This is a genomic window from Metabacillus hrfriensis, from assembly GCF_030127205.1.
Taxonomy (GTDB): Bacteria; Bacillota; Bacilli; order Bacillales; family Bacillaceae; genus Bacillus_P; species Bacillus_P dongyingensis.
Genome location: NZ_CP126116.1, coordinates 4,280,988 through 4,294,872, shown reverse-complemented (window position 1 = coordinate 4,294,872; position 13,885 = coordinate 4,280,988). Strand labels below are relative to the sequence as shown.

General features: G+C 37.8%; 15 protein-coding genes. 14 read left to right on the top strand and 1 reads right to left on the bottom strand.

What is annotated here, in order from left to right:
* Positions 1-120: 120 nt before the first annotated feature.
* The 7 genes from QLQ22_RS21360 to QLQ22_RS21330 all read left to right on the top strand — a co-directional run bounded on the left by QLQ22_RS21360 (position 121) and on the right by QLQ22_RS21330 (position 7,387).
* Entirely contained in the window at positions 121-1,392 is a 1,272-nt protein-coding gene (locus QLQ22_RS21360; RefSeq protein ID WP_223437901.1) for a tetratricopeptide repeat protein, read from the top strand.
* Positions 1,393-1,575: 183 nt separating this feature from the next.
* Positions 1,576-2,478, top strand: a complete 903-nt coding sequence (locus tag QLQ22_RS21355; protein WP_284015515.1) for an aldo/keto reductase — start codon at positions 1,576-1,578, stop codon at positions 2,476-2,478.
* A 150-nt stretch (positions 2,479-2,628) separates the two neighbouring features.
* Positions 2,629-3,072: an Rrf2 family transcriptional regulator gene (locus tag QLQ22_RS21350; RefSeq protein ID WP_223443652.1), complete on the top strand. Its 444-nt coding sequence runs from the start codon at positions 2,629-2,631 to the stop codon at positions 3,070-3,072.
* 85 nt (positions 3,073-3,157) lie between these two features.
* Positions 3,158-3,808 carry a DsbA family oxidoreductase gene (locus QLQ22_RS21345; RefSeq protein ID WP_223437897.1) on the top strand — a complete coding sequence of 217 codons (651 nt, stop codon included), beginning with the start codon at positions 3,158-3,160 and terminating at the stop codon, positions 3,806-3,808.
* A 124-nt stretch (positions 3,809-3,932) separates the two neighbouring features.
* Positions 3,933-4,568, top strand: a complete 636-nt coding sequence (locus QLQ22_RS21340; protein WP_223437895.1) for an NAD(P)-dependent oxidoreductase — start codon at positions 3,933-3,935, stop codon at positions 4,566-4,568.
* Positions 4,569-4,710: 142 nt separating this feature from the next.
* Positions 4,711-5,319: a pyroglutamyl-peptidase I gene (locus QLQ22_RS21335; RefSeq protein ID WP_223437893.1), complete on the top strand. Its 609-nt coding sequence runs from the start codon at positions 4,711-4,713 to the stop codon at positions 5,317-5,319.
* Positions 5,320-5,407: 88 nt separating this feature from the next.
* The gene (locus tag QLQ22_RS21330; RefSeq protein ID WP_223437891.1) at positions 5,408-7,387 is read left to right on the top strand and encodes a methyl-accepting chemotaxis protein; all 1,980 of its coding nucleotides are present in this window, start codon (positions 5,408-5,410) and stop codon (positions 7,385-7,387) included.
* 20 nt (positions 7,388-7,407) lie between these two features.
* Here the strand turns inward: QLQ22_RS21330 and QLQ22_RS21325 are convergent, their stop codons facing one another.
* Complete coding sequence (locus tag QLQ22_RS21325) at positions 7,408-7,698, bottom strand: YuzC family spore coat inner layer protein (RefSeq protein WP_223437890.1); 291 nt, start codon at positions 7,696-7,698, stop codon at positions 7,408-7,410.
* A 248-nt stretch (positions 7,699-7,946) separates the two neighbouring features.
* Here QLQ22_RS21325 and QLQ22_RS21320 point away from each other — a divergent pair, with 248 nt between their 5' ends.
* From QLQ22_RS21320 to QLQ22_RS21290, 7 genes are all read left to right on the top strand, one after another.
* Entirely contained in the window at positions 7,947-8,174 is a 228-nt protein-coding gene (locus QLQ22_RS21320) for a hypothetical protein (RefSeq protein WP_223437888.1), read from the top strand.
* Between the two features lie 241 nt (positions 8,175-8,415).
* The gene (gene degQ, locus QLQ22_RS21315) at positions 8,416-8,556 is read left to right on the top strand and encodes a degradation enzyme regulation protein DegQ (RefSeq protein WP_101567816.1); all 141 of its coding nucleotides are present in this window, start codon (positions 8,416-8,418) and stop codon (positions 8,554-8,556) included.
* Positions 8,557-8,728: 172 nt separating this feature from the next.
* Complete coding sequence (locus QLQ22_RS21310; protein WP_223437886.1) at positions 8,729-9,640, top strand: polyprenyl synthetase family protein; 912 nt, start codon at positions 8,729-8,731, stop codon at positions 9,638-9,640.
* A gap of 4 nt (positions 9,641-9,644) precedes the next feature.
* On the top strand, positions 9,645-9,806 hold the full coding sequence (comX, locus tag QLQ22_RS21305) for a competence pheromone ComX (protein WP_223437884.1): 162 nt from the start codon (positions 9,645-9,647) through the stop codon (positions 9,804-9,806).
* Positions 9,807-9,835: 29 nt separating this feature from the next.
* On the top strand, positions 9,836-12,148 hold the full coding sequence (locus tag QLQ22_RS21300; RefSeq protein ID WP_284015514.1) for a sensor histidine kinase: 2,313 nt from the start codon (positions 9,836-9,838) through the stop codon (positions 12,146-12,148).
* Positions 12,149-12,228: 80 nt separating this feature from the next.
* Positions 12,229-12,870: a response regulator transcription factor gene (locus tag QLQ22_RS21295; protein WP_223437880.1), complete on the top strand. Its 642-nt coding sequence runs from the start codon at positions 12,229-12,231 to the stop codon at positions 12,868-12,870.
* An 87-nt stretch (positions 12,871-12,957) separates the two neighbouring features.
* Positions 12,958-13,644, top strand: coding sequence for an SIMPL domain-containing protein (locus tag QLQ22_RS21290; protein ID WP_284015513.1), 687 nt, complete (start codon positions 12,958-12,960; stop codon positions 13,642-13,644).
* Positions 13,645-13,885 lie beyond the last annotated feature (241 nt).

Genomic DNA, 13,885 nt, shown 5'->3' with positions numbered 1-13,885 from the left:
CTTTTATTTTAACATTTTAGAAATAAGTAACATTTTGTTATAATTATCTGACAATTCAAATATATACAATTATTCAATTTCTTGTCAATACATATTCAAATTTTTATCAGGAGGCGCCGTATGAATACCGTTGGAATGAAATTAAGACAGCTGAGGAAAAAACAAAAATTGACTCAGAGCGAGCTGGCAATTGGAATAGTGAACCGCAGCTACATCAGCCAGCTTGAAAAAGGAATGGTCCAGCCTTCTTATAAACTGCTGTTGAAATTCAGCGAAAGACTGAAATGTGATATTCACGATTTTTTCGAAGAAGAGGATAAATCACTTCTGTCTTTTGATATAAAAAAAGCTCTTTCCAGTTTGGAATATGCAGTGATAAATGATGACTTTGCAGATGCTGTTGAACATTTAAACGACTTAGAAAAAAATCTTGAATCATTGAACCAAAATGATCTTGCTCTCTATTATTTTTGCCAGGGAAGGATTCTGCAGCGGGTAAAGCTTCAAATGGACGAGGCCATTGCAGCTTATGAAAAAAGCTACGAATTATTCTGCAGCCTGCAATATTCTGAAGAGAGACTCAGAACCAGCAATTATTTGACGACCTTGCTCATTAACCAGGATCAGTTATCAAAGGCATTTTCTTATTTAAATGAGGCTTATGACGACTCAATTGCTTTCAAGGCTTCAGGTGTAGAAAAAATATCTTTACTGAATAACCTTGGTCTTGCACATGCAAAAAAAGGAGAATTTTATTCTGCGATCCGCTTTTTGAAACAGGCACTGGCTATCAGCAGCAAAACATCCATTTACTATCAAACAGGTGTTATATACATGGTGCTTGGCTTGTGCTATAGACGAATGAATGAGTATGAGAACGCGAGTGCGGCCTACGCAAAAGCTTTGCTGTTTTTCGAAGGGACAGACGATCCGCTGAATTTGGCGGGCACATATACCAACTTAGGTATTCTCAGCAGATATTTATTGGATGCTGACAGTGCGATGTCCTATCTTCAATCTGCACATGAAATTTACAAACGGGAAGGTGATGTAAAAGGAATATTAAATACGCTGTATGAGCTGGCCGTTACCTATTATGAGGCAGGACAGGATGATGAAGTACTAAGACTTTATGAAACGTTCCTGGAAGTTTATTTAAGTGATTTCAGCGATTTTAAATATAAATTTCTGCATTTAATCGGAGATTTGCATCACCGGAAAAATCAACAGGAAGAAGCTCTGAAGTTCTATTATGAGATCCTGAATCATTCTGTCCTGGTTGGAGATTCCTCTATCGTAAAAGAGGTCCTGAAAAAAATAGCTGAAATAGCCTATATTACCAAAAATGAAAAAACACTTTTCTATGTTGTAGAAAAATACTTAAAGCTGTAAAACACAAGTTGCTCTCCCCTGAGGAAATTCATGAATGCTATATGGAAGCTGTTCTTTGGTCAAATCATCTTTTAACCCATGATGAAATTGCACATACGAGCTGACAAGAGCCGGCAGGATTCAAATTCAGCTATTTTGAACCTGAGCGCATTCAGTTAGAATGATAAGGAAAGGAGAATGATTATGCAGAGAATACAACTTACTGAAGATCTATCATTTTCAAGAATCATTCATGGATTATGGCGTCTTTCTGACTGGAACATGTCAAATGAAGAAGTGCTTAAATTAATAGAGGATTGCTTAGAGGCTGGCATTACAACTTTTGATCACGCGGATATTTACGGAAATTACACATGCGAAAAAAAATTTGGGGATGCACTTGCACTAAAGCCAGAGCTCAGAAAGCAAATGGAGATTGTCACGAAATGCGGCATTAAACTTGTCTCAGACAATCGCCCTGAACACAGTATTAAATCATATGATACAAGCAAAGAGCATATTTTGGCTTCTGTCAATAAGTCCCTTGAAAACTTTCAGACTGATTACATAGATGTTCTGCTTATACACCGTCCGGATCCTTATATGGATCCAGTACAAGTTGCAGAGGCGTTTACACAACTTAAAAATGAAGGCAAAGCCCGCTATTTTGGTGTGTCGAATTTTAAACGCTCACAGTTTAAAATGCTTCAATCATACTTGGGCTTCCCGCTGATTACGAATCAGATTGAGCTTTCTGCCTACAATCTTGAGAACTTCGAAGATGGCACGCTAGACTTATGCCAGGAAGAAAGAATAGCGCCGATGGCATGGTCTCCGCTTGCTGGAGGATCTATTTTCTCTGCTGATGACGAGAGAGCTAAGAGCCTGCGTGATAAACTTGAGAAAATCGCTCTCGAAATCGGTGCAAAAGGGATTGATGAAGTCCTTTATGCATGGCTGATCAGCCATCCCGCAAACATTATGCCGATTGTCGGTTCAGGTAAAATGAGCCGCATCGAGTCCGCTATTTGCTCACTTGATTTAACATTAACACGCGACCAATGGTTTGATATCCTGCAGGCAGCAATGGGACGAGAAGTCGCATAGTTTGAAAATCTCCGCTTATGGCGGGCGGAGGTTTTTTAGTTTAGAATCAGAAATAAAATGGAAAGCTGCCGAATGTCTACATTAAATAATAACTAGCTGTTGACATTTATTTTTGTTGTAACTATAATGGTTACATCGGAGGTGATTAAGATTAAAATAAGCAGCCGATTTACGATTGCTGTTCATATTTTAACTCTAATAAAGCAAAATCCGCCTTCTGATTGTACTTCTGAATTTATGGCTGGGAGTGTAAACACGAACCCAGTGATCATAAGAAAAATATTGTCCTATCTGAAAAAGGCAGGACTTGTGGAAGTGCGGCGCGGAGCCGGTGGAGCTTATTTGCTGAAAGAATTGCATGACATCACATTACTCGAGGTTTATCGTGCAGTTCAAGTAGTTGAAGAAGATAAGCTGTTTCATTTTCATGAAAAGCCAAATCCGGATTGTCCAATAGGTGCAAATATTCAGAGCGTGCTGGAGCTTATTCTTGTTCAAGCACAGGAAGCTATGGAACAAGTATTAGAAAGCATCACGATGGACCAGCTGTTTACAACACTGCAAAATCAAATACAAAGTGAAAAGAAAGTATAGCATTCTTCAGAATGCTTAATTTTTCACCTCGGTTGTAACCGCATTGGTTACAATGGATAATTTTTAAAAAGCGAGGAATTAAGCCATGACATTAAAAATTAAAGCTTATTCAGATTTTATTTGTCCGTTTTGTTTTTTAGGGAAGGGACCTTTGGATGAAATAATTAAGGAAAAGGATGTGGAGGTAGAATGGATGCCTTTTGAACTGCGTCCAAGTCCTGCTCCAAAAATTGATCCTTGGAAAGAAGCAGATAAATTAGGTTCCTGGGACTCCTTTATTTTGCCTGCATCAAAGCAGCTCGGCGTTGAGATGCTCTTGCCGCGCCTTTCTCCCCATCCATATACCCATTTAGCTTTTGAGGGATGCCAGTTTGCAAAGGATCATGGAAAAGGAAATGAATTTCACCATAGAGTATTCACTGCATTTTTCCAGGAAGAACAAGACATTGAGGATGTAGAAGTATTAACAATATTAGCTGGTGAAGTTGGCCTGCCTAAGGAAGATTTCAGAGACGCTCTGGTAAAACGCAAATATCGAGAGGTTCATCAGGAGGCTCTGAGACATGCTTATGAAGATGCTCGGATTACAGCCGTTCCTACATTTATTATTGGGGACGAAGTGATTCAGGGATTGGCAAGCAAAGAAAGACTGGCACAAGTCATTGATAAGGAATTAGATAAAAAGCACTTACTTTCCATAGATGGTTTGCAGTGTGATCTTAATGGCGATTGCTAAGGCAATTTTCATTTGAACAGCCGGGGAAAAGACCATTCCTGCCTTTATTTTGTAACCGAAAAAATGAATTTGGGAGAGTTAGGTTATTTTTAAAAAAATCGAATAAAATTCGGAGGGATTTATAATGAAAATTGCAATTATTGGAGCCGCTGGCAAAGCAGGCAGCCTTATCATGGAAGAAGCGCTGGAAAGAGGCCATGAGGTAACAGCTGTCGTCAGGGAGGCTTCAAAAGTGAAAAACACAAATGTTCAAGTAATCGAAAAAGACCTTTTTAACCTTGAATCCAATGATTTAAAACCATTTGATGCGGTGGTTAACGCGTTTAATGCTGCTCCTGGAAAAGAACATCTTCATGTTGACGCCGGAAGAGTGCTCATTCAGGCCTTGGAAAACAGCACTAATACGAAATTAGTTGTTGTTGGAGGAGCAGGCAGTTTATTTTTAGATGAAGAAAAAACAACACGGGTAATGGATGATCCAAATTTTCCTGCAGCTTATTTCCCTACTGCAAAAAATATGGGAATCAATCTTGATGAACTTCAAAAAGCAGAAACAGTAAAATGGACATATATCAGTCCTTCAGCAAACTTTGATCCTCAGGGTATAAAAACAGGCACATACCATTCAGGGAAAGATCATTTATTAACGAATTCTCAAGGTGAAAGTTATATCAGCTATGCAGATTATGCCATCGCTGTTGTTGATGAAATCGAAAAACCGAAACACAAAAATGAGCGTTTTACAGTAGTGTCTAAATAATCTTCATGAAAAGAGCAAATGCGTGCCTTAATCCGCATTTGCTCTTTTATTCATTCGGCCAGCATTTACTCTGCACCATTTAATAACCTGAATTTTCTGATATAATAATTTCATTCGAGTGACTAAATAAGGGGACAAAAGAATGAAAAAGGTATTGTTAACAGGATTTGAACCGTTTTTGCATTATACAATTAATCCAACAGCTGAAGTTGTGAAGCAATTGCATGGACAATCTATCGGTCAATTTGAAGTCTGCGGAAAAGTACTCCCTGTTCAATTTTCAAAAACATGGGAGCAATGCCATGTTCATATTGAGGAGGAAAAGCCTGACGCCGTATTGCTGCTTGGGCTTGCAGCAGGCAGATACAAAATTACTCCTGAAAGAGTGGCCATTAACTGTGCTGATGGCGAAAAGGATAATGAGGGAATTGTAAAACAGGATGAATGGATACAGTCCGATGGACCAGATGCCTATTTCAGCACACTGCCTATCCGAACATTTGTAAATGTGCTGCAGGAAAAAGTGCTGCCTGCAGAAATATCCAACACTGCCGGAACCTACTTGTGCAATTATATTATGTATCAGACTTTGCACTATTTTAAAAAAGCAGATCGGGACATTCCAGCAGGATTTATTCACCTTCCTGCATCACATGAGCTTGCTGTGGAAATAGGGAATGTTCCAAGTTTTTCTCAGCAGGATTTAACAAAAGCTGTTTCTATCATGATCCAGCATCTATCAGAGGCTTAATCGACTTTCTTTTTTCTTTTCAGCCTAATATTTAGTGCTGAATTGACGATATAACCCCTATACACAGAAACTAGTGGGGGAAATGAAAATGTTCAATAAGCTTCAAGTTAAAATTACTTTGTTTTTGGCGCTCATCATCATAGCAGCGCTTTCTGCCGTACAGATCTTCTCACATTTTTATCTGCAATCGGAAATGCACGAAGATGCAAAAAGAAATGGTACAGGCATTATTCAGCAGCTGAAAAGCAATATTGAATTAAGTCTGAGTGATTATGAGAAAAGCCTCATCAGGTTTGGAAAAGATAATCAGCTCGTCAGATTGTTAAGTGAAGAAGGAAATGAAGCAGATGTTTCACAGCAGTTTCAAACCTTTCTAGAGACGAACAAGCAGGTAAGCTTGATTTATGCAGGGAGCGAAAAAAAATCGCTGTTCATTCGGCCTTCGGTCGAACTTCCTGAGGATTTTGATCCTACAACAAGGCCCTGGTATACTCTGGCTAAAGAAAGCCCGGATAAGGTGGTATGGACTGAACCTTATGAAGATGCTGTAAAGGGCAGCTATATTGTGACTGGTGCGAAAGCAATTGTGAAAAATAATGAGGTAATAGGTGTCATTGCCTTTGATTTGTCGTTAGATGCGGTCAATGACATAGTGAACAGTGTAACAGTTGGTTATAGCGGATATTCCTTCTTAATTGATCAAAAAGGGATAGCATTGTCTCATCCAAAAGAACAGGGAAAAGACTTATCTAAGTTAGATTTTATGAAATCTGTGATGGAAAATAAAAAAGGGTTAGTAGAATATGTTTTTGAATCTGAAGACAGAATGCTTTATTTTGAGACAATTAACGGATTGAACTGGAAGATTGGAGCGGTTTATAAATATGATGACCTAATGGAAACGGCCAATACAGTTTCCTTAACAAGTACGCTGATTACACTTGCAGCACTTTTTATTGCTGTTGTAATTGGATATTTCGTCTCTAAATCAATTGCAAATCCTATCATTCGTATAGGAGAAAGTGCAAAAGCCGTAGCAGCGGGAGATTTAACTCTCAAAGTGAACGTTTCGAATAAGGATGAAGTTGGAACGCTGGCAGAAAACTTCAACACTATGGTTTCTGAAATGAAACGCATGATTAAGGAAGTGGATTTGTCTATCACAACGATCAATGATTCCGCAGAGAATTTAAGTGCGGTTTCTGAAGAAACGATGGCAGCCAGTGAGCAAGTTGCAGGTGCAATGGAAGATGTTGCAAGAGGAGCATCTGAACAAACTTCTGATGTTGAAAATATGAATGAACGCACAACCAGCCTATCTTTGAAGATTACTAAAGTAAATGAATCCATTTCACATATTCAGACCTTGTCTGCTAAGTCAGAGCATGCAAGCTACGATGGGCTGGAAAAATTAAATGTTCTTCAGGTTAAATCAACAGTATCGAATAAAGAGCTTGCTTCAGTGGAAGGAGTATTATCTGATCTTGCTGGTAAGATTAAACAAATTGAAGAAGTGGTGACGGTCATTTCAGCCATTTCGGATCAAACCAATTTGCTGGCTCTAAATGCAAGCATTGAAGCTGCAAGGGCAGGAGAGAGCGGGAAAGGATTTGCTGTAGTCGCAGCTGAGGTAAGAAAACTTGCAGAGCAGTCAGCCAGAGCTACTGGCAGGATTACGGAAACGATTTTCGGCATTCAGCAAGAATCCATTAAAGCAGTTGATGCAATGATTCGCACAAAGGAAATGAATAATGAACAGCATAAAGCAGTTCAAAATTCGGGTGAGGCCTTTCAGACCATTGCAGTGATGATGAGTGAGCTTTCACAATCCATTTCGACTGTCACTGAAGATATTAGAGAAATGACACTGCAAAAAGAACAGGTTATAGAATCAATAGTAAATATCTCGGCCATTACAGAACAATCTGCTGCAGCTGCAGAAGAGGTAAATGCTTCAACAGACGAACAGCTCAGAGCTCTTTCAACAGTTGCAGATTCAGCTGAAAATTTAAGCGAAGCCACTAAGCAGCTTCAGGAGCTAGTGAAAAGATTTAAAATTGGAGGATGACGATACTCGTCATCCTTTTTTTACCATCTCAGCACCAATATTAACTTGCAGCAATTCAAGTCAGGATTTTTATAAGAAAGGATGAGTCTGACACTGTCCGGATTAAACTCAGTTTCTAACTCATTTGTAATGCCGGAAGCGAGCAAAAGTTTTTTTACCAAGACGCTGTTGGATGCCTGAGCGGCAGCCATGATCTTTTTTGTCTGTTCTTTTGAAGTTGAGAGGTAAGTGGTCAATTTTTTAGCATCAGTCAATAGTCCATCCGTTTGTGAAGCGGAATGAACAAATTGACTTGAATCAATTTCCGGCATAGGTCTCCTCGTACATTGATAACATGGGAAATGAGCTGGATAATAAGGGTTGAAATAAAACGGCCGTAACCATTGTTGCCTTTGCACCCGCAAAATAATTCACCTCCGAGTGAACTTGCTTCTTATATATATGTTAGGTTTCTTGTCCGTGCTTTTTCTATAAAATGAAAATGTTGCAGGAATACTGCTGCTTATGTCGAACTTGGATAATTGTTAAACTACTTTTTTCGGGGGAGGTTCAGCTCTCTATGCGCGTGCGGCCATCCATATATGTGCTGGATGATAAAACGGTTGCGGTATTTTCGGTTGCAGAAGGCGAATGTAAGGTTAAAATGGAGTGTTTACTGTCAGAACAGGGAATTCTGGATTACACCTTAGAGTTTAGCGGACCGATTGAAAAGAGAGATGAACTGACGAAAATTGCGCTGCAAGAAGCACAGAACATTTATTTGAACACAATTATTGCCGCAAAGTGACAAGTCCCTGTATCTGGGGCTTTTTTTCTGTTATAAATTATGAAAATGGAATTATATTCTATCTGTATAAAAACAGATACAATGGACTATTGCGCCGTTTGCGGTATCACGCATTGATTATTTCGCATTATTTTCGGTGAAAATACTTTCTGCATCCTATAAAATTTGAAGTAGGGAAGATCAAAACAAGTGTTTCGTTCACCATGCATAATTTGATCTTTTACAGAGGAGTGTGGAAACGATGAAAAAGCACAACATTGAAGAAATAACTCAATTATTGAAACGTCTTGAGAAAGAAATTCAGGAAACGAAACAGTCACTAAGATCAATTAATAAAAGCATTGATAAGTATGATAAATACTCCTTTATAAACGTGTCATAAGACTTGGCCTTTCGAGCCAAGTCTTTTTTTTTATGTCTATTTTTTCAAAAATATGTTAAATGTTTTATATTTATGTAAAAACATTGTTTTATATCTACTATATTGGTCGCGAATATTGTAATATAATTTCGAAGGGGTGATTGCAATTAGATTACATTTGGACTATAAAGATATGATTTGCAGTCAGAAAGCTGCAATTTCTTCATATATAACGAACAAAGAGTTATTGCATCTTATCCTGTCGTTCTCAGAAACGAAAAAAACCTTTCCGTTCGGTCAATTGACACATTTGCATTACACAGCTTTTGGCGGAGAAGAGAAGGAAATCATTCATCTGTCAGCTGCAGTTGAACTGCTTGCGCTATCATTCGACATCTTAGATGATCTTGAAGACCTAGATAACTATGAAGAGCCATGGATGAAAATAAACCCATCTCTCTCACTGAATGCCGCTACTGCTATGTATACAATCAGTCTGCAAATGCTTCATGAATTATCAAGCGTACATAAATGGAAGATCATCAGCACGTTCCAGCGTTTTGCCTTGCAGGCAATGGAAGGTCAGCACGCAGATCTTCAAAATGAAATCGCAACTGAAGAAGAGTGCATCTCTATGATTGAAAAAAAATCAGGTTCACTGATTGCTTTAGCATCAGTCACAGGCGCCATGCTTGCCGCAGGAGAAGAATTAACATGCGTTGAACATTATTCCTATCAAATAGGACTTGCTGCCCAAATTGAAAACGATTACCGTGATTTATTTCATGAACATAAAAATGATCTATCTGCACAGAAAAAATCGCTGCCGCTCCTCTTTCTAAAAAGAGGGTTTAACGAGCATGCAAAGGAGCTTACCGATTTTATTTCAAGCAGTGAAACATTTATTGAACACTACGGGAGTATTGATGCATTTAAATCGAAATTGTTACAATCTGGTGTTGTCCATTACCTGAATGTAATGAAGCAAATTGCGATTCAAAAGGCTTCAACCCTGATTGCAGAATTACCCTTACCTCAAAATCAAATTGAGCTTCTAAAGTCTCAATTGATCATAAATTCAGCTGAAAATAAAAGGAGAGATTAAAGCCATGCAGGAAATCGTAAATTTTCTAGTAGAAAACCCGGAAGTAATCGAAAAAGTAGCTAACGGTGAAGCAAGTTTACTGGGTGTGAAAAATGTGGATGAAGTGTTAGGATTAGTAGAAGGACTGTTGAGTACAGCTAGAACGACGAACTTGTATTGGTATTAGAGTTTAGCTTAAATTAAGAAGGTTTTAAAATGAAATATTTAAACTTTAACAAATTATATTTTATTACACTATTTTTTAGTTTTATTTTAGTCGTGTATTTTTTAGCAATAGGTATTAAATACCCTTACGTAGGTGCCAGTGTTAGATTCAATGATACAGATAAGCTAGAAATAACGCTTATTGAACCTAACACTTGGGCTTCAAAAGTCGGTTTGAAAATAGGCGATACTGTAACCAGAATTAATCATGAACATGCACATGAACACTACCCTGCAGTTCGCTATGGGATGCTTGAACAGTTAGAAAATGTAACAATTGAAAGAAACGGAAACGATATTAGTTACGTTGTTAAAGATTCAATAATAAGTCACCAGAGTCTTTTTTTAGTTGTGGTTCCTATTATTTTATATGTCCTTTGTTTATTTTGCAGTTATTTTATTTATAAAACAAATAAAAAATTAAAATTGCAGTCAGCGTTTCTACTAAATATTTTCCTATTAATGATTACATTAGCTCATTTCAGCGGAACAGGTTCTTCTAGAGGAGATGTGTTAAGTAGGTACTTGAATCTAAGCTTCTTTTTATCAGTACCTGTTACCTATATGTCTTTTCTATATTACTACTTTAAAGAATTGGGTGAAAAACTTTTCTCTGAAAAGTTTTTATATGTGTCTTTCTTAATTGTAGCTATTAATATAGTTGCAGAACTTTGTACAGAAACTGTAAATCTTTCTTATAGTTTTTTCTATATTTTCGTAAAAAACTTAAATTTAGCTTCGTTTGTCATTTTATTTGCTTTAACCTTCATTGTTAAATTTGTAGGATTAAAAAAAGTTAGATACTCAGCACAAGGCTACCTGGTTAAAATTTTAATAATAACAAATATTGTTGCATTCTCACCTTTTGTTTTACTATACATTTTGCCGTATGTCTTTTTAAATAGACATATTTTCCCGCCTAATATATTGGCAGCATTTTTATTATTAATTCCTTTTTCTTTGGTTTACCAATTTCTCGCTACTAAAATTTATGATATAGAATTTATTTTAGGACGTGTCAGATACTACGCTTTACTAGCAGTTTTACCTACTGTTGTGTGTGTAAGTATTATGTTAATTATTAAAGAGAATAGCCCGACATTCTATCCAATTAAACTATCAATCTTCATCTATATCACAATGCTTGTAGTCTTTTATATTAAGGAAATTCTCGACTTCCGCTTTCGCTTTAAACGTTTTTCCGAAAAATACAATTATCAGGATAGTATTTTTAAATATACGCAAAGCATTCGAAAGGCAAGCAAGCTTCATCATGTAATTAATGAACTGAAACAGGTGATTACAGATGTATTGCTTGTCAGCAGGGCGAATTATGTTGAAGTGGATAAGAGCGGGAACATCATTTCAGTCGAGATTAATATGAAGGGTACAGATTATCTTTCATATGAAAAAGAGATTAAGAAGGCAACCCAAGAGATCGGAAAGATTATCGAAGTGGATCGCGGTTTTGTGATTAATGTAGGGGAGACAGATGACCGAAGTTATGTCATGGTTTGTTTGTCTATGCTTAATACTCCAATGCTGAACCGAGATGAAATTTCCTGGTTAAAGACGCTTTCTTTTTATACGAATATATCCCTTGAGAACTTCCTTAAGATAGAAGAGCTGATGAATCATTTACAGAAGATTAAGAGCGAAGGCAGTAACCCGGCCTGGCTTACGAAAGTTTTATTTTCAATAGAGGAAAAACAGCGTTCTAACTTGGCAAAGGATTTGCATGATTCTGTTTTGCAGGATTTAATTTCTTTAAAGCGGCAAAGCGAGCTCGCCCTAGCTGAGCTTGAAATGGCTCCGACTGTTTTCAGGGATCAGCTGCAGGATATGAACAGCTCGATGACCAATATCATCAAGACTACGCGGGAAACGTGTCAGGAACTTCGTCCGCAGCTTTTATATGATCTTGGGCTAGTAAAAGCCTTGCAGAAGCTTGCAGCTCAATATAATGAGTCCGCAGCCTTTGATGTGAGATTAAATACAGGAAACTTCACTAAAGCGATTGATATTGATACACAGCTGAATTTGTACCGGATCGTTCAGGAGCTTTTAACAAATGCCGGAAAGCACTCCAATGCACTCAATGTACTGATAATGCTTGTTTGCATAAAGGATAAAATTGTTCTTCATTATGAGGACGACGGCATCGGTTTTGATCAAAGTGAACTGTATTCCAATAATCAAAGCATGGGTCTTTCCGGTATAACGGAGAGAGTAAAAGCACTAAACGGCTCCCTTCATATTGAGACTTCAAAGGGAAATGGCTTTAAAGTAGTTGTAGAAATCTGAAAGAATAGTTCAGACTTGGCATTTGCCAGGTCTTTTTTATAAAATAGAGACTAGATGCTCGGAGCAGAGAGGTTGATTACATGATACATATTTTAGTTGTGGATGATCATCCAGCAGTACGTGAGGGAACAAAAGCGATATTGGAAACAGAGCCGGATGTTAGGGTATCCTGCTTAAATCCCCCTTATTCAATTGATGTTATTAAGCATATCAGCTTTCATGAATACGATGTTGTCCTGATGGATATGAATCTCGGAGATATTAATGGAATGGAGCTTTCCACAGAAATTATTAAGCACTCCGAGGATTGCAAGATTATTCTGTATACAGGCTACGATGTAGAAGATTATTTTGAAGAGGCAATTCGCCTTGGGATTCACGGGGCGATCAGCAAAACAGAGACAAAGGAAAAGATTCTTTCTTCCATTCGGCATGTTCTCTCAGGTGACATTGTTGTGCCGTATACCTACTTAAAATCTCTCATTCTTCAGCAAAAAATGAAAAGCAGTTCCGGTTCAAATGATATAGAAGCATTGAATGATCGTGAGAAAGCCATACTGCAAGAGGTTGAAAGAGGTCTGACGAACCAGGAGATTGCCGATAAGCTTCATTTAAGCAAGCGGTCAATTGAATACAGTTTAACCTCTATTTTTAATAAATTAAATGTCGGTTCAAGAACAGAAGCTGTGTTAATTTCAAAGTCAGAAGGAATTATTGATTAGTGTGCAAGTACCATTCTTGCGCACTTTTTTTTATTGCTCAGGCATATAGATGGAAAAGAGTGTTAGATTCTGAGAGGAGTGAGGCTTATGTTTCCGGTGTATGGGCAGCCTTTTGATCCGGCTTACAGAACAAGCGTGAGAGAACCAAAATCAAAAAACATGATCTCTGTTCGCGGGACGGGAAGAGTGGAAGCAAAACCAGACACAGCCGTTCTTCAGCTTGCAGTAGTTACTGTGAACAAAGATGTAACTGCAGCTCAGCAGGAAAATAAAAGACGCGTTAATCAGCTTATTCGAGCCCTTCAGTCAATTGGAATAGGAGAACAGCAAATTGAAACCATTTCCTACACCGTTTTTCCTCAATACGATTATAGTGCGGGTACGGATCCAGTCTTAAAAGGGTATGAAGTGACCAATACAATATCCATCACAACTCAAAATTTAGATGAGATTGGTTTGATTTATGATACAGCCTTTTCTAATGGAGCCAACCGGGCAGATTCTGTACAATTCTCGCTTTCCAACCAAGAAAAGTGGATAAATGAGGCTCTGAACCTTGCTGCAAAACAAGCTTTGGATAAGGCAGCAGCAATTGCCCATTCCTATCAGCTCAATCTGCATCGCAAGCCTGTAAAAATAACCGAAGAACCTAGAGGATTTTTCCCATTGTCTAAAGAATTAAGTCTAGGTGCACAATCTTCAGGACAGACCCCTGTTTTTGCAAGGAAAATTGAAATTGTTGCAGAACTGACGGTTTTGTTTACGTATCAGTAAGCATAAGTTTACAAACTTTAAACTTTCTCTCAATATCGCCATCATAATCCTGCGCTAAGATGGAATCTAATTACAGATTCAAGTGTTGGAAAACGCTTTCTTACCGGGGGGTTTTTGATGGACGTGATCACGGTATTACCTGCTCTTATGATATTGATCGTTTACTTTTTCTTTGCTGTATACGCCCTTCGAAAATAAAAATGGAAGTATAAATTCGTGAATCCTTTTTTATTATTCGTTA